Annotated in this window: 19 protein-coding genes and 2 tRNA genes; 1 reads left to right on the forward strand and 20 read right to left on the reverse strand. The window is 57.7% G+C overall.

All coding sequences use genetic code 11. The features are described from left to right. Positions 1–2: 2 nt before the first annotated feature. The 14 genes from nadA to aspS form a co-directional block, all read right to left on the reverse strand. Positions 3–1,064, reverse strand: a complete 1,062-nt coding sequence (gene nadA / locus C7436_RS03365) for a quinolinate synthase NadA (RefSeq protein ID WP_121206718.1) — start codon at positions 1,062–1,064, stop codon at positions 3–5. Between the two features lie 191 nt (positions 1,065–1,255). Next, positions 1,256–1,331, reverse strand: a tRNA-Lys gene (locus C7436_RS03370). Positions 1,332–1,393: 62 nt separating this feature from the next. Beyond that, positions 1,394–1,469 (reverse strand) — tRNA-Lys (locus C7436_RS03375). A gap of 113 nt (positions 1,470–1,582) precedes the next feature. Further along, positions 1,583–2,359 carry a tol-pal system protein YbgF gene (ybgF, locus tag C7436_RS03380; RefSeq protein WP_022991086.1) on the reverse strand — a complete coding sequence of 259 codons (777 nt, stop codon included), beginning with the start codon at positions 2,357–2,359 and terminating at the stop codon, positions 1,583–1,585. 23 nt (positions 2,360–2,382) lie between these two features. Next, positions 2,383–2,952: a peptidoglycan-associated lipoprotein Pal gene (gene pal / locus C7436_RS03385; RefSeq protein WP_011785181.1), complete on the reverse strand. Its 570-nt coding sequence runs from the start codon at positions 2,950–2,952 to the stop codon at positions 2,383–2,385. Positions 2,953–3,006: 54 nt separating this feature from the next. Continuing rightward, the gene (tolB, locus tag C7436_RS03390; RefSeq protein ID WP_228198049.1) at positions 3,007–4,329 is read right to left on the reverse strand and encodes a Tol-Pal system beta propeller repeat protein TolB; all 1,323 of its coding nucleotides are present in this window, start codon (positions 4,327–4,329) and stop codon (positions 3,007–3,009) included. Between the two features lie 14 nt (positions 4,330–4,343). Then, a complete protein-coding gene (gene tolA / locus C7436_RS03395) occupies positions 4,344–5,372 on the reverse strand; it encodes a cell envelope integrity protein TolA (RefSeq protein WP_221277582.1) in 1,029 nt (342 codons plus the stop codon). An 18-nt stretch (positions 5,373–5,390) separates the two neighbouring features. Beyond that, on the reverse strand, positions 5,391–5,837 hold the full coding sequence (gene tolR, locus C7436_RS03400) for a protein TolR (protein WP_011785184.1): 447 nt from the start codon (positions 5,835–5,837) through the stop codon (positions 5,391–5,393). Between the two features lie 33 nt (positions 5,838–5,870). Beyond that, positions 5,871–6,560, reverse strand: a complete 690-nt coding sequence (tolQ, locus tag C7436_RS03405) for a protein TolQ (protein ID WP_121206720.1) — start codon at positions 6,558–6,560, stop codon at positions 5,871–5,873. Positions 6,561–6,598: 38 nt separating this feature from the next. Continuing rightward, positions 6,599–7,018 (reverse strand): tol-pal system-associated acyl-CoA thioesterase, encoded by a 420-nt coding sequence (gene ybgC, locus C7436_RS03410; RefSeq protein ID WP_011785186.1) that lies wholly within the window; start codon positions 7,016–7,018, stop codon positions 6,599–6,601. Continuing rightward, positions 7,011–8,042, reverse strand: coding sequence for a Holliday junction branch migration DNA helicase RuvB (gene ruvB, locus C7436_RS03415; RefSeq protein WP_121206721.1), 1,032 nt, complete (start codon positions 8,040–8,042; stop codon positions 7,011–7,013). The genes ybgC and ruvB overlap by 8 nt, the downstream gene beginning before the upstream one ends. A 160-nt stretch (positions 8,043–8,202) precedes the next feature. Then, positions 8,203–8,832 carry a Holliday junction branch migration protein RuvA gene (gene ruvA, locus C7436_RS03420; RefSeq protein ID WP_011785188.1) on the reverse strand — a complete coding sequence of 210 codons (630 nt, stop codon included), beginning with the start codon at positions 8,830–8,832 and terminating at the stop codon, positions 8,203–8,205. Positions 8,833–8,862: 30 nt separating this feature from the next. Then, positions 8,863–9,390, reverse strand: a complete 528-nt coding sequence (ruvC, locus tag C7436_RS03425; protein ID WP_011785189.1) for a crossover junction endodeoxyribonuclease RuvC — start codon at positions 9,388–9,390, stop codon at positions 8,863–8,865. Positions 9,391–9,459: 69 nt separating this feature from the next. Further along, complete coding sequence (gene aspS / locus C7436_RS03430) at positions 9,460–11,259, reverse strand: aspartate--tRNA ligase (RefSeq protein WP_121206722.1); 1,800 nt, start codon at positions 11,257–11,259, stop codon at positions 9,460–9,462. Positions 11,260–11,463: 204 nt separating this feature from the next. On the opposite strand from aspS, the gene fabR reads away from it, so the two are divergent. Then, positions 11,464–12,090: an HTH-type transcriptional repressor FabR gene (fabR, locus tag C7436_RS03435; RefSeq protein WP_014421258.1), complete on the forward strand. Its 627-nt coding sequence runs from the start codon at positions 11,464–11,466 to the stop codon at positions 12,088–12,090. Positions 12,091–12,101: 11 nt separating this feature from the next. On the opposite strand, the gene C7436_RS03440 is transcribed toward fabR, so the two are convergent. The 6 genes from C7436_RS03440 to guaB all read right to left on the reverse strand — a co-directional run bounded on the left by C7436_RS03440 (position 12,102) and on the right by guaB (position 18,537). Next, the gene (locus tag C7436_RS03440; protein WP_121206723.1) at positions 12,102–12,512 is read right to left on the reverse strand and encodes an HIT domain-containing protein; all 411 of its coding nucleotides are present in this window, start codon (positions 12,510–12,512) and stop codon (positions 12,102–12,104) included. An 18-nt stretch (positions 12,513–12,530) separates the two neighbouring features. Further along, the gene (locus C7436_RS03445) at positions 12,531–13,877 is read right to left on the reverse strand and encodes a UDP-glucose dehydrogenase family protein (protein WP_023010014.1); all 1,347 of its coding nucleotides are present in this window, start codon (positions 13,875–13,877) and stop codon (positions 12,531–12,533) included. Between the two features lie 33 nt (positions 13,878–13,910). After that, the gene (galE, locus tag C7436_RS03450; protein WP_121206724.1) at positions 13,911–14,900 is read right to left on the reverse strand and encodes a UDP-glucose 4-epimerase GalE; all 990 of its coding nucleotides are present in this window, start codon (positions 14,898–14,900) and stop codon (positions 13,911–13,913) included. After that, positions 14,897–15,409, reverse strand: coding sequence for a tRNA adenosine(34) deaminase TadA (tadA, locus tag C7436_RS03455; RefSeq protein ID WP_121207035.1), 513 nt, complete (start codon positions 15,407–15,409; stop codon positions 14,897–14,899). The genes galE and tadA overlap by 4 nt, the downstream gene beginning before the upstream one ends. Positions 15,410–15,430: 21 nt before the next feature. Further along, complete coding sequence (gene guaA / locus C7436_RS03460) at positions 15,431–17,008, reverse strand: glutamine-hydrolyzing GMP synthase (protein ID WP_121206725.1); 1,578 nt, start codon at positions 17,006–17,008, stop codon at positions 15,431–15,433. Between the two features lie 65 nt (positions 17,009–17,073). Continuing rightward, positions 17,074–18,537 carry an IMP dehydrogenase gene (gene guaB, locus C7436_RS03465; protein ID WP_022991076.1) on the reverse strand — a complete coding sequence of 488 codons (1,464 nt, stop codon included), beginning with the start codon at positions 18,535–18,537 and terminating at the stop codon, positions 17,074–17,076. Between the last annotated feature and the right edge of the window lie 168 nt (positions 18,538–18,705).

Genomic DNA, 18,705 nt, shown 5'->3' on the forward strand with positions numbered 1-18,705 from the left:
CTTCAGGCGTTGCCGGCAGCCTTGAGGTTCATGTTGGCGGTAAAGTCCAGCATCCGGCGCAGCGGGCGCAGCGCGTCTTCTCGCAGCGCATCGTCCACATGCACTTCCTGGTCGCCATGTTCAAGCACGTGCAGCAGGTTCTCCAGGCCGTTCATGGCCATCCAGGGACAATGGGCACAGCTTCGGCAGGTTGCGCCGTTGCCGGCGGTGGGCGCCTCAATCAACGTTTTGTTCGGCGCCAGCTGTTGCATCTTGTAGAAAATGCCGTTGTCGGTTGCAACGATAAACTCTTCGTTCGGAAGCGTTTGCACCGCGTGAATCAGTTGCGAGGTGGAACCGACCACATCCGCCATCTGCACCACCGCATCGGGTGACTCCGGGTGCACCAGGATTGCTGCATCCGGGTACAGAGCCTTGAGGTCTTCCAGGCCACGGTACTTGAATTCCTCGTGCACGATGCAGGAGCCGTCCCACAGCAGAACGTCTGCGCCTGTGGTTTTCTGTACATAGCCGCCCAGGTGTTTGTCTGGCGCCCACAGGATTTTTTCACCTTTGGCGTCCAGATGCTCAACAATGGCCTGGGCGCAACTGGAGGTGACCACCCAATCCGCCCGGGCTTTCACCGCGGCCGAAGTATTGGCATAAACCACGACGGTGCGATCCGGGTGCTGATCACAGAACTCGGAGAACTCGTCTGCCGGGCAACCAACATCAAGCGAGCAAGTTGCCTCCAAAGTCGGCATCAGAACCTTTTTCTCCGGGTTCAGAATCTTTGCCGTCTCTCCCATGAAACGAACGCCGGCAACGACAACGGTGGAGGCCGGGTGCTGGTTACCGAAGCGCGCCATTTCCAGGGAATCCGCCACACAACCACCGGTCTCCTCTGCTAGCCGCTGGATGTCCGGGTCGGTGTAATAATGCGCTACCAGAACGGCATCCTTCTCCTTCAGAGCCACCTTGATCCTGGCCTCGAGATCAGCCTTCTCTGAGGCGCTCAGGGGCTTGGGCTCCGCCTGATGGGCGAGATGTTCCTGAACCAGAATGCGGTCTTGCGCTTTAGTCATCACTTATTCTCTGATTGACGTTAACGGCCAGAGTATATCACTTCTGCCTTTGGTTTCATGATCCTGCAATGTGGGTATGCCAGGCTGCAGGATAGCGTCCGTCCTGTGGGTATAGGTGGGTTCGTGCGGGCAAAAAAAAAGAGCCTTTCGGCTCTTTTTTCCGCAAACCCCGTGGTGACGGCTTGCCTTGTTGGTGGGTCGTGAAGGATTCGAACCTTCGACCAATTGGTTAAAAGCCAACTGCTCTACCAACTGAGCTAACGACCCCTAACTGGCTGTGCTGGCTTTTCATCCAGCGAACGCGCGGCCAAAACCTCGCACTCTGAATTTGGTGGGTCGTGAAGGATTCGAACCTTCGACCAATTGGTTAAAAGCCAACTGCTCTACCAACTGAGCTAACGACCCAAACGAGGCGCACATATTACTGATATTTTTTTGGTGATCAACCCCTTTTTTTCATGGTCGACCAACTTTTTTCAATGACCGATCAAGATCCGTGCAAGTTGACCAGATACCGATCAACCCTGGGCGGAATCAAGATACTTCTTCGCCAACTCTGCCGCCCCTGAATCGGGGTACTGCTCGACAACGGAGGTCATCCGACGCCGCGCCTCGTCTTTTTCGCCCAGGCGATCCAGGGTCACCCCCAGCTTGTACACAGCGTCCGGCGCCTTGCGATGATCACTATAGCGCGTCGCAACGATGGTAAAAGCCTGACGGGCCTGCTCCAGCTGGGGTTTCGCCAGATAGACTTCACCAAGCCAGTAATAGGCATTAACGGTGAGGTCGCCCTCGGGATAGGTATCCACAAACTCGTACAGGCGGGTTATCGCCGTGTCGTAGTCTTTCTTGTTGCGGATAAGGTCGATAATGTCGTTATAGGTTTTCTGCTCTTCCGGTTCCGGCGAGCGATACACCCGGGTCGGCTTCAGTCTTCCACTGTCTGCTGAAGCTCCCGCTGCAGCCGGCTGCTGTGCAGCACTGGCCCCGGACTCGACGGCCTTGGACAGCTCCAGTATCCGCTGATCCAGATCCACATAGCGGTCCCTGCCCTGCTGTTGCAGGCGACCAATCTGGTGCTGCTGTTCTTCAACCTGGCCACGCAGGTCTCGGACTTCGCGCTGCAGTTGCTGAATCATGTAGAACAGCTCTGCCGTGGCCTGGTTGTTGCCAGCCTTACGCTGGGCCTCGGAGCTGTTGTTCTGGAATGCGGGTGTGGACGACTGTGCATGGGCGACTCCCGCCAGGCCAAGGCCCAGCGGGATCAGCACGGCCGCCATGAGCTGTTTTCTCATGGATACGTCCGTCTAGGTCGGTTTTACTGGAATACCAGCTCTACGCGACGGTTCTGTGCCCAGGCACTTTCAGTGGAACCACGCACGGCCGGCTTTTCTTCACCATAGCTTACGGTTTCAATCTGGCCACGGGAAGCGCCGTTTACGATCAGGAAGCGCTGTACGGCGTTCGCGCGGCGCTCACCCAGAGCCAGGTTGTATTCCTTGGTGCCACGCTCATCCGCATGACCTTCCAGGCGTACCTGCTGACGCGGGTTGTCCGCCAGGTAGCGAGCGTGGGCAACCAGCACGTCACGGGCGTCCGGCTTGATTTCGGACGTATCGAAATCGAAGTAGAAGGTGGTGATGTCACGCAGGGCTTCCTGCTCGGCTTGCTCCTGAGCGGCCCGGCGCTCGTCATCGGTCAGCTCGGAGGCGGAAACGCCGGAGCCATCCGCACCACCGTAAACGGTAGAACCGCCATCCTGATCAATCGCGGCCACGTCAGAACCGTAAGCACCCTCTTCCATGTTCTCACCGGTGGAGCTACAACCAGCAACCAGGCCGGCGGACAGGAGCATGGCAAACGCTTTTGTAGAGAAAGACATCTTCATCACGTTATTTCCTCTTTTCAGGTCTTCGTTGAATTAATTCAGTTCAGTACATTTTCAGCGGGTAACCGGCCCCCAGGCCGGCTCCCGCACTTCGCCCTCGGAGGCCGGCAGGCTATACGCCGCACCTCCGTCTGCGGATACCACGGTCAGTACGCCTTCCCCGTTCTGACGGGTTGCGTAGATCAGCAACCTGCCATTGGGAGCCACACTGGGTGATTCATCGGAGCCGGTGCGGGTAATAACCGTCTCTTCGCCGGTCTCCAGGTTCGTTCTGGCAATATGGAAGGCACTGTCGCGCTGATGAACGTAATAGACATAGTCACCCGTGGGGCTCGGTCGCGGCCTTGCGTTGTAGCGACTGCCAAAGGTAATTCGACGCGGCTCAGCCCCCGGGCGTTCCATGTGATAGAGCTGCGGCCCACCGGAGCGATCAGAGGTAAAGTAGATACCCCGGTCGGCATGGTCCCATGCGGCTTCGGTATCAATCGCCCAATGGTCGGTCAAACGCGTCAGATTGCGGCTGGCAAGGTCCATTCGGTAAATCTCGGCGTTACCGTCACGGGAAAGCGTCATCAACAGGGAGCGGCCATCGGCCGACCAGGCCGGTGCCGAGTTCAGCCCCGGGAAGTCTGCGACCTTCTGGCGCTCACCGGTAGCCAGTTCGTGGACAAAAATAACCGGTTTGCCCGTCTCAAAGGAAACATAGGCCAGTTTCTTTCCATCCGGCGACCAGGCCGGTGACAGAATCGGCTCCCGGCTTTCCAACCGGACTTTGGAGCGCTTACCATCCACATCGCTGACCTGAAGCCGGTAACGGGTCTGCTCGCCCTCACCAGACACGGTGATGTAAGCCAGCTTGGTGGAGAATACACCGGGAGCTCCGGTAATAGCCTCATACACCCGGTCACTGATGTGGTGACCCAGCGATCGCAGGTTAGAGGCAGGAACTGCCGCCGTTTCACCAAGAATCCGCTTCTCCTGGTTAACATCAAACAACTCGTAGCGGGCCTGAATCCGATCACCATTGCGGGTCAGCTGCCCAACCAGCACATAGCGCTGCCCCAGCATGCGCCAGTCCCGGAAATACACCTCGGAGCGCTCAGAGGGAAGGCTCAGCATTTTTGATGGTTCTAGCGGACGAAACTCACCACTCATGGTCAGATCTGCCTGCACGATACTGCCCACCTTGTCCCCGGCGGGCATACTGCCACTTTCTGCGAACGGTACAACGGCAATCGGAATGGCCGACCCCGCACCTTCGGTAATACGGATCAACAGTTCCGCCCGGGCACTCAGAGATGCCGTTAAAAACAGCACCAGGCAGGCAATAACCGGTGTCTTCAGAAAGCTACCAGAGCAACGGGATCTGCTTTTCATAAACATTATCAACCTCACCGCAGTCTTTGCGGGTTGAATTCAATCGTGAACTGGCGGAAATAACGCTCAAACGTGTCACGATTATCCGGAATGGGATAGCGGTTCAATGATCGGACCGCACTCAGGGCCGAGTTATCAAACGCAGTGTTGCCACTGCTACCGACCAATTTCACACTGGCCAGTTCACCGGTGGGCAACAGTGTGATCTGCAACCTCGCCGTCATGTTTTCAGTCGCTGAGGACGGCGGATACCACGCCTGGCTTAACCGCTCGCGAATCAACGCCTGGTATTTCTCACTCTCGCTCAGCATCTGTGCTTCTCTGGCACGTGCTGCCGCGGCTTCCTGCTGGCGGCGGGCTTCCGCTTCACGCTCTTGCCTGGCCTGATCCGCCAGCGCTTCCAGCTGCTGTTCACGCAGGCGCCTCTCAGCCTCAAGACGTTTCCGCTCCGCCTCTTTGCGAGCTTCCTCTTCGCGGCGCTGGCGTTCAGCCTCTTCTTTCTTTCGCTGCTCTTCCTGACGGCGCTTTTCTTCCTCGGCCCGGCGTTTAGCTTCTTCTTGCCGCTTGCGCTCTTCCTCAGCTTTCTGCCGTTCCCGCTCTTTGGCTTCGGCTTCCGCTTTCTGGCGCGCCGCTTCACGCTCTCTGGCTTGCTTCTCTGCCAGCTCCTTTGCCTGCGCCTCTTGCTGACGACGCTCTTCTTCGCGCCTGCGAGCTTCTTCCTGAGCCTTCCGTTCCGCCTCCTGCCGGGCTTTTTCTTCAGCCTGGCGCTGGCGTTCAGCTTCTTCCTGCTCGCGCGCCTGTGCCTGCTTGCGCTCCTGCTCTTTATCCGCCTCGTCCTGCTCTTCCACCACCGGTGTCGGCCTTGGTTCAGGACTGATCAGCCGGGCCGAAATACTTCTGGGCTCCGGTTCTGGTGGCGTATTCCACGACCACCCGGCCAGAGCAATACCGAACACCAGCAGGTGCAGCCCTACCGAGACCGCCACCGGCGATTTCAGAGGTGCTTTTCCGGTACTGACGATGTCCCGCTTGTGGCCCTTCAAAATGTCACCATCATCCAATTACTGATTATCATTGGGCGCGTCGGTAATCAGGCCAATCCCGGTGGCCCCGGCAGCCTGAAGCTCAGCCATCAGGCGCACCACCACACCGTAGTCCACGTACTCATCGCCCCGGACGAGCACTTCACCGTTGCTCCGTTGGGACAGAATCTTTGCCACCTGGTTGCGCACCTCGTCCAGCGCCATCGGCTCGCTGGCGTCGTCACCCACTTCCAGGTAGTAGGCCCCATTACTATCCACAGACACGGTGATGGATTCCACGTCTTTGTCCTGCTGAATCGGATCGGAGGTTGTCTCCGGCAGATCCACCTTTACGCCCTGGGTAAGCATCGGTGCCGTCACCATGAAGATCACAAGAAGCACCAGCATCACATCGATGTAGGGGACTACGTTGATCTCAGACATCGGCTTGCGCCGTTGCTGAGGCATCATTCCCATACCTTTCATCTCGCTACACTCCTGTTACCGCCAGATGGCAACTCATGCTGCGGCCTGATCGCTGTTGTGGACCCGGCGATGCAGAATGCTGGAAAACTCTTCCGCAAAGGTTTCATAGTTCTTCAGCAAGGCGTCGGACATGGCCGAGAACCGGTTATAGGCAATGACCGCAGGGATGGCCGCGAACAGGCCCATGGCGGTGGCAATCAACGCTTCAGAGATACCCGGCGCCACCGTGGCCAGCGTGGCTTGCTGCACCTGCGCCAGACCGCGGAAGGAGTTCATGATGCCCCACACGGTACCGAACAGGCCAACGTAGGGGCTGGTGGAACCGACCGTGGCCAGGAACGGCAGATGGGTTTCCAGGCGCTCCTGCTCCCGGGAAAAAGCCACGCGCATGGCTCTTTGGGTACCTTCCATCACGGCGTCGGCATCCCTGCTCTGCTGACGAAGGCGGGAGAACTCTTTGAACCCTGCCCGGAACACAGACTCCATACCGGAAAACGGCGTTGGCACCGCACTCACTTCTTTGTAGAGCTGGCCCAGATCCATGCCGGACCAGAACCGGTCCTCAAATTCCAGCTGAGCCTGACGGGCTTTCCGGAAGACCTGCAGGCGCTGGAAAATCAGAGCCCAGGAGACGACCGATGCCAGCATCAGCAACAGCATGACCAACTGCACCAATATCCCTGCATTCGCAATCAGATGCCAGACTGACAGTTCCGTTTCCACTGTTCACTCCCAAGTAGTTTTGTAAATCTTTCAACAAATTATACGAAATTCTTAAGAATTTCCTGCATATTTTCCGGAAGACGCCGGGGTTTGCCGGTATCCAGTGCAACACAGGCCACACGGACGTCTGCATCACACAGTAACTGCCGATCATCCGCCCGATACACGCATTGCCGAAAGCCCATCCAGACCCGGGATGCCGCTTTCAGCTCAGCCGTAACCAGCAACTGATCATCCAGCTTCGCGGGCATCCGGAAGTGCAGATTCATCTTTTGCACCACGTAACTGATGTTGTGCTCCAGCCCCGCACGAAGCCCAACGCCCTGGCTACGGACCCACTCCGTTCTGGCACGCTCCATGTAGTGCAGGTATTTGGCATGAAAAACAATGCCACCGGCATCCGTATCTTCTATGTAGACCCGAACCGGCAGTTCAAAGCTGGCAGAGGGATCACTCAAAAAGGTCGTCCTCCCGACCGGATCTGGGCGGCACTACTCCGAAATGCTGGTAGGCATTCGACGTTACCATACGCCCTCTCGGTGTACGCACCATGTATCCCTGCTGAATCAGGAATGGCTCCAGTACGTCCTCAATGGTACCCCGCTCCTCACTGATTGCGGCCGCCAGACTCTCCACACCCACCGGGCCACCATCAAATTTCTCGATCATGGCCAGTAACAGGCGACGGTCCATGTGGTCAAAGCCCTGGCTGTCCACTTTCAGCATGTTCAGCGCCTGGTCGGCGATTTCCGCAGTGATATGGCCGTTGGATCGCACTTCCGCAAAATCCCTGACCCGGCGCAGCAGCCTGTTGGCAATCCTCGGGGTCCCCCGGGACCGGCGGGCAATCTCGAACGCCCCTGCCTCGTCGATTTCCACCGACGACAGCCGGGCCGAACGGGTAATGATATGGGTGAGGTCCTGGTGATTGTAGAACTCCAGGCGCTGGACAATGCCGAACCGGTCTCGCAGCGGCGACGTCAGCAGACCAGCACGTGTGGTTGCCCCCACCAGCGTAAACGGCGGCAGATCCAGCTTGATAGACCGTGCAGCTGGCCCTTCACCAATCATGATATCCAGCTGATAGTCTTCCATGGCCGGATAGAGCACTTCCTCCACCGCCGCACTCAGGCGATGGATCTCGTCGATAAACAGGACGTCACCTTCCTCGAGGTTGGTGAGCATGGCAGCCAGGTCTCCGGCCTTTTCCAGTACTGGGCCGGACGTCGTCTTGATCGAGACACCCATCTCATTGGCAATGATGTTGGCCAGAGTGGTTTTACCAAGCCCGGGAGGGCCGAAAATCAGCACATGATCCAGCGCTTCCTGGCGGCCCCGGGCAGCGGAGATAAAAATCTCCATCTGTTCGCGTACCGTAGGCTGGCCCACATACTCGGAAAGCAACGTCGGACGGATGGCCCGATCATGCACTTCCTCATATTCTCCGGCCTTGGCCGATATCAATCGGTCCGATTCAATCATGGCATTATCCGCTTGCTGGGAATAAACAACATGCCCGCTGGCTCACCCTGTAAGTCAGGTTGCACCAATTGTACAAAGGGGCGCTTGTGAGTCACGTTACGCTCTATACACATTGGTGTCATGGTTCTGTGGCCATAGCCGACACAAAAACGCCGGGTTGTTACCCGGCGGGAATCATATTCTTCAGGGCCAGACGTATCAGCGTTTCGCTGTTCATATCCGGGCCGGCCACCTTGCTGATCGCCTTGGCCGCCTCCTGGGGCTTGTAGCCAAGGGCAATCAATGCGGCCTCAGCCTCCTCCCGCGGGTCAGGCCCAGCCTGACTCGCCGTAGCCGCCCCGGCTCCAGTCGGCACATCGGGCTGAGACGGGACGAACTGCCCTTCCAGCTGCCCTATCCTGTCGGCCATTTCAATCAACAGCCTCTCGGCCGTTTTTTTGCCGACACCGGGCAGCTTAACCAGCGAATTCGCGTCCCGAGCCTCGACACAGCGGATGAATTGCTGTGCATCCAGGCCCGACAGAATGCCCACCGCAAGTTTGGGCCCAACACCGTTAACCTTGATCAGCAGCCGGAACAGATTTCGATCCAGACGGGAGGCAAAACCATAAAGGCTCTGGGCGTCTTCACGAACGGCGAAATGGGTATGAAGGGTCACTTCCTGCCCGGTCTCGGGCAGATGAAAAAACGTGGTGTAGGGAATGTCAATTTCGTAACCCAGGCCGGAACATTCCACCAATGCCTGCCCGGGAGACTTTTCAATCAGCATTCCTCGGATTCGACCAATCAAACGGGCTCTCCTGTCGCGGCAAACCGCCGCTTATGGTTGGCGTACGCGGCCGCTTCTGACCTTACCTCCGGTCCTGGCCATACGTAATACACTCTGGTTCATATGGGCATGGCAGAGGGCAATGGCCAGGGCATCGGCGGCATCCGCCTGTGGTTTTCGGGACAGCCCCAGAAGCGCCTGCACCATGTGCTGCACCTGGGATTTATCCGCTCCACCAGTACCCACCACCGCCTGCTTCACCTGCCGGGCAGAATACTCATGGACTGCCAGGCCACTGTTGGCGGCACTGACGATTGCAGCTCCCCTTGCCTGACCGAGCTTCAGGGCCGAGTCCGGGTTGCGCGCCATGAACACCTGCTCAATAGCGAACTCCTCCGGGCGATATTCGCCAATCAGCACGGCGAGACTGTGGAAAATAGTCTGCAGCCTCTCCGCCATTGGCTTTTCACCTACTCGGATGCAGCCACTGTCGAGGTACTCAAGAAGCCGGCCTTCAGAACGAATAAGACCGTAGCCGGTGATGCGGGAGCCGGGGTCTACCCCCAGGATGATTGCCATCCGCCTGCCCTCGGAAGTGAGAGAGTCTGGCCGTGCCGGAGATGGCGCGCCACCTCCGGCATCGTGCCTTTACTCTTTATCTTGTGCCTTGTTGCCTTCAACGGCTTTAGCAGAACGGCGCAGACGAATATGCAGCTCCTTCAGCTGCTTCTCGTCTACCTCGCCCGGCGCCTGAGTCATCAGACAGGTGGCGCTCTGGGTTTTCGGGAAAGCGATGACGTCGCGGATTGACGAAGAACCGGTCATCAGCATCACCAGACGATCCAGACCAAAGGCCAGACCACCGTGAGGCGGGCAACCAAATTTCAGGGCATCCAGCAGGAAGCCAAACTTGGCACGAGCCTCTTCCTCTTCGATACCCAGGATACGGAACACCGCTTCCTGCATTTTCTCGTCGTGGATACGGATAGAACCACCGCCCAGCTCGGTACCATTGAGCACCATGTCATAGGCACGGGACAAGGCGTTCGCCGGGTCTGCTGCCAGATCTTCCGGACTGCAGGACGGTGCTGTGAAGGGGTGGTGAATGGCGGTCAGATTGCCATCCGGCAGCTCCTCGAACATCGGGAAGTCCACAACCCACATTGGCGCCCACTCGCAGGTAAGCATGTTGAGGTCGTGTCCTACCTTGATACGCAGAGCGCCCAGGGCTTCATTCACGACGATAGCCTTATCGGCGCCGAAGAAGACGATATCGCCATCTTCCGCACCTACGCGCTCCATGATGGCCAGGGCAACGTCATCACCCAGGAACTTCACTATCGGAGACTGCAGGCCTTCGGCACCCTTGGCAAGTTCGTTCACCTTGATGTAGGCCAGACCCTTGGCACCGTAAATACCAACAAATTTGGTGTAGTCATCAATCTGTTTACGGGTCAGCTCAGCGCCCTTGGGCACGCGAAGGGCGGCGACACGGCCTTTCGGATCTTTGGCGGGACCTGCGAACACCTTGAAGTCCACGCTTTCCACCAGATCACCCACATCCTGAAGTTCCAGAGGGATACGCAAGTCCGGCTTGTCGCTGCCGTAACGCTGCATGGCTTCAGAATACGGCATGCGCGGAAACTCCGGCAGCTCAACATCCAGCACATCCTTGAACAGGGAACGAATCATTTCCTCGTTCAGGCCCATCAGGGTTTCTTCATCGATGAAAGAAGCCTCGATGTCCACCTGGGTAAACTCGGGCTGACGATCGGCGCGCAGATCCTCATCGCGGAAACACTTGGCAATCTGGTAGTAGCGATCTACACCAGACACCATCAGCAACTGCTTGAACAGCTGCGGCGACTGTGGCAGAGCGAAGAAGGAACCTTCGTGGGTACGGCTTGGTACCAGGTAGTCACGGGCACCTTCCGGGGTGGCACGGGTCAGAATCGGGGTTTCCACATCCATGAATCCGCGGCTGTCCAGGAAGTTCCGGATGTAGCTGGTCACACGGGAGCGGAACCGCAGACGGTTGATCATCTCCGGACGACGCAGATCTACGAACCGGTAGCGGAGGCGAACATCCTCGCCCACGTCGACGTGCTCATCCAGCGGGAACGGCGGGGTGGCGGCTGCGTTCAGAATGACCAGCTCTTTGCCCAACAGCTCGACCTGGCCAGTGGGCATGTTGTTGTTCTCGGTACCCGCGGGGCGACGACGAACGCGGCCGGTCACCTTGATAACAAATTCGCTGCGGACTTTCTCCGCCAGAGCAAAACTTTCAGGGGTGTCCGGATCGACCACAACCTGAGACATGCCATCCCGATCTCGCAGATCCAGAAAGATGACCCCACCGTGGTCACGGCGGCGGTGTACCCATCCGCAGAGTGTGACTTCCTGATCGATGTGAGATTCGTTAATCCCACCGCAATAATGGCTGCGCATATCGGTTCCCGTTCGTTCTGAATGTGTTCGCGTTGAATCAAAGAATTTGGGCGGCTATAGCCGAAAAGCCGCCCATTATAAACACAATGGCTTTGAAAATCAGGCGTCCGGAAACAGAATTGACACCGGATATCCGGCAGCGGGATGACTATCAAAAAACCGGGGGCTAGAATGCATGGTTTGACCGGACCATGGAGTAAGACGTTGGCCACCCGAGCGGAACAGAAACTGAAAACCCGTCGAGCACTGATGGACGCTGCCCTCGCCCAACTGAGCGCAGACCGGGGCTTTGGCAGCCTGAGTTTGCGGGAAGTCGCCCGGGAGGCCGGCATTGCCCCCACATCCTTTTATCGGCACTTCGCCGAGCTGGACGAGCTTGGCCTGGCCCTGGTGGACGAAGGCGGCGTGGCTCTGCGGCAGCTGATGCGCCAGGCCCGTAAACGTATTGCCCGGGACGGCAGTGCAATTTCCACCTCGGTGGACACCTTCATGGAGTACCTGGGTAACAACGCCAACCTGTTCCGCCTGATGCTGAGGGAGCGCACCGGCGTATCCAAGCCTTTCCGGACGGCGGTGAAAGCAGAAATCGACCATTTCGTAACGGAGCTGGCCGACGATCTTGGCCGGTTTGCCGACGAACAGAACAAACCCCTGGCGGAAGCCAGGATTGTCGCCGAAGCCATGGTCACACTGGTCTTCAATCAAGGCGCCGAGGCGCTGGATGCAACCCCGAAAGAGCGAGAAGAACTCAAGCAGAAATTGAAAACCGAGCTGAGAATGATTCTGGTGGGTTCCCAGACCCTGGCCCAGTGGCAGCAGGGTCTGGATTGAGCTACTAAATCTTAGGCAAGTTGCTCAAGTAGCGGCTGCAGCTTTGCTTTCACACTGACTAGCTGCTCTTCTGTGTAAGGTACAGGAGGCTGCTTGCCCCACACCGGGCCCGGCCAGGCCGGGTCGCCCTGATAGCGGACAATATGATGCAAGTGCAACTGGGGCACCATATTGCCCAGCGCTGCCACATTCATCTTGTCTCCCGCAAACAGATCCATCATCCCCTCACTCAGCACCGAGGACTCCGCCAGCAATTGTTGCTGCTGTTCGCTCGCCAACTGGTAGATTTCCCGGATGCCGGATACCCGGGGCACCAGAATGATCCAGGGCCAGGTGCTGTCGTTCATCAGCAAGACATCGCAAAGACGACTCTCTCCCAGCTTGTGGGTATCCGCCGCCAAACGCTCATGAAGCTGGAACATCAACACCCTCCCCGACCATCAGACCGCTGAATGGAACTGGTTACGGCCGCGGCCAATGGCGTAGTAGATCAGGCCATGACGCTCCAGCATTTCCGGCTCGTACAGGTTGCGGCCGTCAAACACCACCGGCTCACTCAAGGTGGAGGCAATCACATCAAAGTCCGGTGAGCGGAACTCTTTCCACTCGGTGCAGATCACCAGTACGTCAGCACCCTTCAACGCCTGTTCTTTGGTACCGCACAAAGTCAGTCCGTCGTGATCCCCGTAGATGCGCTGGGTTTCCTCCATGGCTTCCGGATCGAAAGCCTGCACCTTCGCACCGGCTTTCCAGAGATCTTCCATCAGGGTGCGGGAAGATGCTTCGCGCATGTCATCTGTGTTGGGCTTGAACGCCAGACCCCAGAGCGCCACGGTCTTGCCCTTCAGATCACCCTGAAAGTAGTGCGAGACCTTGTCGAACAGCACATGCTTCTGGGCATAGTTCACTGCTTCCACCGCGTTCAGCAGCTTGGACTCGTAGTCGCAGTCGCGGGCGGTGCGAGCCAGGGCCTGCACATCTTTCGGGAAGCAGGAACCGCCGTAACCGCAACCCGGGTAGATAAAGTGGTAACCGATACGCGGATCCGAACCGATACCCCGGCGCACTTCTTCAATATCCGCGCCCAGCCGCTCGGCCAGGTTTGCCACTTCGTTCATGAAGCTGATCTTGGTGGCCAGCATGGCATTGGCCGCGTACTTGGTCAGCTCAGCAGAACGGATGTCCATGAAGATCATGCGATCGTGGTTGCGGTTGAACGGGTAGTACACTTCCCGCAACAAATCCGCCGCCTTTTCGCTCTCGGTGCCGACCACAATCCTGTCCGGCTTCATGAAATCGTTGATGGCAGCACCTTCTTTCAGGAATTCCGGATTGGACACCACATCAAAATCCAGTTCCAACCCCCGCTTGTCCAGCTGGGCACGAACCGCCGCCTTTACTTTGTCGCCAGTCCCGACCGGTACGGTGGACTTGTCCACCACCACCTTGTAATCCTCCATGTGCTGCCCAATGGATTTCGCCACTGCCAGAACATACTGAAGGTCCGCAGAACCATCTTCATCCGGTGGCGTGCCAACGGCGATAAACTGAAGGGTACCGTGCTTGACCGCTTCCTCGGTGTCCGTGGTAAATGCCAGGCGACCTGCCTCAACGGTGTGCTTGACGATGTTGTCCAGGCCTGGCTCGTAAATAGGAATCTGGCCGTTCTTCAGTTTTTCGATCTTGCCCTGGTCCACATCCATGCACAGCACGTGGTGCCCGACATCCGCCAGACAGGCGCCGGTCACAAGGCCGACATAACCGGTTCCGAAAATCGTAATCTTCATGCAACTCTTCCTGAAAATTTAGAATGAAAACTGTCAGTGGCCTGCTTTCTTTTGCTGCCAGATCTTTTCCCAGGCCAGCGCGGTCCGCACAATGGTATTCAGATCATCAAAATCCGGCTGCCAGCCCAGAACACTCTTGATCCGTGTGTTATCGGCCATCAGCGCAGCCGGGTCGCCGGCTCGGCGTCCGGTTTCCTGTACCGGGAAGTCAACACCGGACTCGGTTTTCACCACATCAATCACTTCACGCACAGTGAAGCCACGACCATAGCCGCAATTAAGCACCTGAGACTCACCGCCTTTGGCCATATAATCCAGCGCCATAACATGGGCCTTGGCCAGATCTTCCACATGGATGTAGTCGCGGACACAGGTGCCGTCACGGGTCTCGTAGTCGGTGCCAAACACGCTCATACCATCTCTCTGCCCGGTCACGCACTCGCAGGCTACCTTGATCAGGTGCGTTGCCTCCGGCGTTGCCTGCCCCAACAAGCCGTCCGGGTTGGCGCCGGCCACATTGAAATAACGCAGAATCACGTAATTCAGACTGCTGGCAGCGGCGAGGTCCATCATCATGCGCTCGCTCATCATTTTCGAGGCACCGTAGGGGTTGATGGGCGCCAGCGGAAGGTCTTCCGTCAGTACGGTTTGTTCGGGCATACCGTAAACCGCTGCGGTGGAGGAAAACACCATGTAGGGAACCTGATAGCGCTCAACCATCTTGAGAAGATTCAGGGTGTTACGGGTGTTATTGCTGTAATACTTGAGGGGGTTGGCAACCGATTCCGGCACCACAATATTGGCGGCAAAATGCAGCACCGCCTCGAATCTGTGTTCGGAGAACACCGCTTCAAGCGCCTGCTCATCGGCGAGATCACCCACCACCAACTCGCCGGCGGTCACGGCCCAGCGATAACCGGTAGACAAGTTATCAAAAACGACAATGTCGTGACCTGCCGCCGCCAGTTGACGCACAACGTGACTGCCAATATACCCGGCGCCACCCGTTACCAATACTTTCATGGAGCTTCGCTTCCCTTCCCTGAGTGTTGTTTGCGACGTTGCCGGATTTCACGGCGACGCCGGCTGAAAAATTCAGATATCACCTGACCACACTGCTCTGCCATCACCCCGGCGGAAACCTCTACCCGCCAGTTCAGGTGCGGTTCTTCCAGGGTTCGCCTGGCTGATTCCACAGCTCCGGCCTTGGGCTCCAGAGCGCCAAATACCAACCGGCTGACGCGACTGTGAACGATCGCGCCGACACACATGGTGCAGGGCTCCAGTGTCACGTACAAGGTGGCACCGGCCAATCGATAATTGCCAACCCGGGCCGCCGCATCCCGTAACGCCCGGATTTCCGCATGGGCCGTAGGGTCACAGCCGGAAATCGGTGCATTGAAGCCCGCACCCACTTCCTTGCCATCAAGCACAACCACGGCCCCTACCGGCACTTCACCGACAGCATCCGCCTGGCTGGCCAGAGCCAGCGCCCGGGCCATCCAGAATTCATCTTCAGCGGCTGTCGTCACCGTCAAACAGCTCCCAGCCGATTATTCCCACTCAATGGTTGCAGGCGGCTTGGAGGAGATGTCGTAGGTTACCCGCGAAACACCGGAGATTTCGTTGATAATCCGGTTTGACACCGTTTCAAGCAATTCATATGGCAGGCGCGCCCAGCGAGCCGTCATGAAGTCGACAGTTTCAACCGCGCGAATCGCAATGACATATTCATAGCGGCGGGCATCACCCACTACACCCACCGATTTCACCGGCAGGAAGACGGCAAACGCCTGACTGGTCTTGTGGTATAGGTCAGCACGGTGCAGTTCTTCCAGGAAGATCGCGTCGGCACGACGCAGAATGTCCGCATACTCTTTCTTGACCTCGCCGAGGATACGAACGCCCAGCCCCGGCCCCGGGAACGGATGGCGATAAACCATGTCATATGGCAGACCCAGCTCAAGGCCGATCCGGCGCACTTCGTCTTTAAACAGCTCACGCAGGGGCTCGACCAGCTTCATCTTCATGGTTTCCGGCAGGCCACCCACATTGTGATGGGACTTGATGACGTGAGCTTTACCGGTTTTGGACGCCGCAGATTCGATCACGTCCGGGTAAATTGTGCCCTGGGCAAGCCAGTTCACGTCTTTGATATTGGCCGCTTCGTCGTCGAACACGTCAATGAAAGTATTACCGATGATCTTGCGCTTCTGCTCCGGATCGTTCACGCCCTTGAGCTTGGACAGGAACAGGTCTTCAGCGTCTACACGGATAACCTTAACGCCCATGTTACTGGCAAACATGTCCATCACCTGATCGCCTTCGTGCAGGCGCAGCAGGCCGTTGTCCACGAACACGCAGGTAAGCTGGTCACCGATGGCTTTGTGCAACAACGCCGCCGTAACCGAAGAATCCACACCACCGGACAGGCCCAGCAACACCTTGTCGCTGCCGACCTGCTCCCGGATCTGACGAACCGCGTCATCCACGATTTTTGCCGGCGTCCAGAGGGCTTCACAGCCACAGATGGTCATCACGAAGTGTTCCAGGATACGCTTGCCTTGCAGCGTATGCGTCACTTCCGGGTGAAACTGAACACCGAACAGGCCGCGACTCAGATCCTGCATGGCTGCAATCGGCGCACTTTCAGTGGAAGCCAGCAGTTCAAAACCTTCCGGCATGGCCACCACTTTGTCACCGTGGCTCATCCACACATCCAGCAGGGACTCACCGGCCGGCGTGAGGTGGTCTGTGATATCCGCCAGCAATGGTCCCTTCGCCCGCACTTTCACCTGGGCGTAACCAAACTCCCGCTTCTCGGAACTGGCTACCCGACCGCCTAGCTGCTCTGCCATGGTCTGCATGCCGTAGCAGATACCCAGCACCGGAATACCACGATCGAACAGACCTTCCGGGGCACGCGGGCCACCGAGCTGGGTGACCGATTCCGGGCCGCCCGCCAGAATAATACCCTGGGGATTGAACTCGTTAAGTTCGTCATCGGTGATATCGAATGCCTTGATCTCGCAGTAAACCCCGATTTCACGAACGCGACGAGCGATCAACTGGGTGTACTGGGAACCGAAATCGAGAATCAGGATACGGTGGTCGTGAATGTTCTGGGCCATGGAGTCCTCGGGCTGTAAAGAAACAACGCGGCCCGGAAACCGGGCCGCGTCTGATCAGGCAAAGATTAACCGATTCGGTAGTTGGGCGCTTCTTTGGTGATGGTCACATCGTGGACGTGACTCTCACGCATACCGGCATTGGTAATGCGAACAAACTCGGGCTTGGTACGCATTTCGTCCATGGTGGCGCTACCGGTGTAGCCCATGGAGGCCCGGATACCGCCAACCAGTTGATGCACGATATTACGCATCGGGCCTTTACAGGCCACGCGGCCTTCAATGCCCTCCGGCACCAGTTTCTCGATGCCTTTGCTGGCATCCTGGAAATAACGGTCGCTGGAACCCTGCCCCATGGCGCCGATAGAGCCCATGCCGCGATACGCTTTGTAGCTGCGGCCCTGGAACAGTTCGACTTCACCCGGAGCCTCATCGGTGCCTGCCAGCAGGCTGCCGATCATGACGCAGTGAGCGCCAGCAGCAATGGCCTTGGCGATGTCTCCGGAGAAGCGGATACCGCCGTCTGCAATCAGTGGCACACCGCGGTCCTTCAGGGCAGCGGCGACATTGGAAACCGCAGAAATCTGGGGCACACCAATGCCGGCGACGATCCGGGTGGTACAGATGGAACCGGGGCCAATACCTACCTTCACGGCGTCTGCGCCAGCTTCGGCCAGGGCGATGGCCGCATCACTGGTGGCGATATTACCGCCAATGACCTGAACATCCGGGTAGTTTTGTTTCACCCAGCGAACCCGATCGATCACGCCCCTGGAATGGCCATGGGCGGTATCCACCACGATCACATCCACGCCGGCTTCTGCCAGTGCGGCAACGCGAGCTTCGGTGTCGCCGCCAGTGCTGACCGCGGCACCAACTCGCAGGCGCCCCTGCTCGTCCTTGCACGCCAGCGGATAGTCCTTGGCTTTCTGAATGTCTTTTACCGTGATCAGGCCACGAAGCTGGAACTCATCGTTTACCACCAGAACTTTTTCAATGCGGTGACGATGCAGAAGCTCTTTTACTTCTTCCAGATCGGCGCCTTCCTTTACGGTAACAAGCTTGTCCTTGGGCGTCATAATGTCCCGGACGGGGGTATCCATGCGGCTTTCAAAACGGATATCACGGCCAGTCACGATACCGACAAGGTCATTGCCATCGACAACCGGGAGGCCGGAGATATTGTTGGCCATGGTGATATCGACCAGCTCACGCACGGTGGTACCCGGAGATACGGTGATCGGATCCTTGACCACACCACTTTCGAACTTCTTGACCTTGCGGACCGCAGCCGCCTGCTGCTCCACCGTCATGTTCTTGTGCATGATACCGATACCGCCTTCCTGGGCCATGGCGATGGCCAGCTCCGCCTCGGTTACCGTATCCATGGCCGCCGAGACCAGCGGAATATTCAGGGTAATACCCTTGGTCAGCTGGGTTTTCAGGTCGACCTGGTGAGGGAGAACTTCAGAATATCCGGGCACGAGCAGAACGTCGTCAAACGTGAGGGCTTCTTCGGCAATACGCAGCATTGGGATCCGCCTTTTGAACATGCTAAGTTGGGAATTTCCGTGCCGCACCCGCGGCGGTGCGACAAAGCAAAATCCTTAATCGATCTATTATAAAGTGGTGCGTAAAGACAGTAAACCGCGCGGTTTTTGCCATTTGGTTGCATCTTTTTGAATTTCCGTTATTTTTGG

Origin of the sequence: Marinobacter nauticus (genome assembly GCF_003634635.1) — a bacterium.
Classification (GTDB): domain Bacteria; phylum Pseudomonadota; class Gammaproteobacteria; order Pseudomonadales; family Oleiphilaceae; genus Marinobacter; species Marinobacter nauticus.

Excerpts from the sequence above, each read along its gene's own strand:
- guaA (WP_121206725.1), bottom strand. The coding sequence starts at position 17,008 with ATGGCCCAGAACATTCACGACCACCGTATCCTGATTCTCGATTTCGGT.
- ruvB (WP_121206721.1), bottom strand. The coding sequence starts at position 8,042 with ATGATTGAATCGGACCGATTGATATCGGCCAAGGCCGGAGAATATGAG.
- C7436_RS03445 (WP_023010014.1), bottom strand. The coding sequence starts at position 13,877 with ATGAAGATTACGATTTTCGGAACCGGTTATGTCGGCCTTGTGACCGGC.
- tolB (WP_228198049.1), bottom strand. The coding sequence starts at position 4,329 with ATGAAAAGCAGATCCCGTTGCTCTGGTAGCTTTCTGAAGACACCGGTT.
- tolR (WP_011785184.1), bottom strand. The coding sequence starts at position 5,837 with ATGAAAGGTATGGGAATGATGCCTCAGCAACGGCGCAAGCCGATGTCT.
- ruvC (WP_011785189.1), bottom strand. The coding sequence starts at position 9,390 with ATGGCAATCATCCTGGGGGTAGACCCCGGCTCCCGCATCACCGGCTAC.
- guaB (WP_022991076.1), bottom strand. The coding sequence starts at position 18,537 with ATGCTGCGTATTGCCGAAGAAGCCCTCACGTTTGACGACGTTCTGCTC.
- aspS (WP_121206722.1), bottom strand. The coding sequence starts at position 11,259 with ATGCGCAGCCATTATTGCGGTGGGATTAACGAATCTCACATCGATCAG.
- C7436_RS03440 (WP_121206723.1), bottom strand. The coding sequence starts at position 12,512 with ATGTTCCAGCTTCATGAGCGTTTGGCGGCGGATACCCACAAGCTGGGA.
- nadA (WP_121206718.1), bottom strand. The coding sequence starts at position 1,064 with ATGACTAAAGCGCAAGACCGCATTCTGGTTCAGGAACATCTCGCCCAT.
- pal (WP_011785181.1), bottom strand. The coding sequence starts at position 2,952 with ATGAAGATGTCTTTCTCTACAAAAGCGTTTGCCATGCTCCTGTCCGCC.
- galE (WP_121206724.1), bottom strand. The coding sequence starts at position 14,900 with ATGAAAGTATTGGTAACGGGTGGCGCCGGGTATATTGGCAGTCACGTT.
- ybgF (WP_022991086.1), bottom strand. The coding sequence starts at position 2,359 with ATGAGAAAACAGCTCATGGCGGCCGTGCTGATCCCGCTGGGCCTTGGC.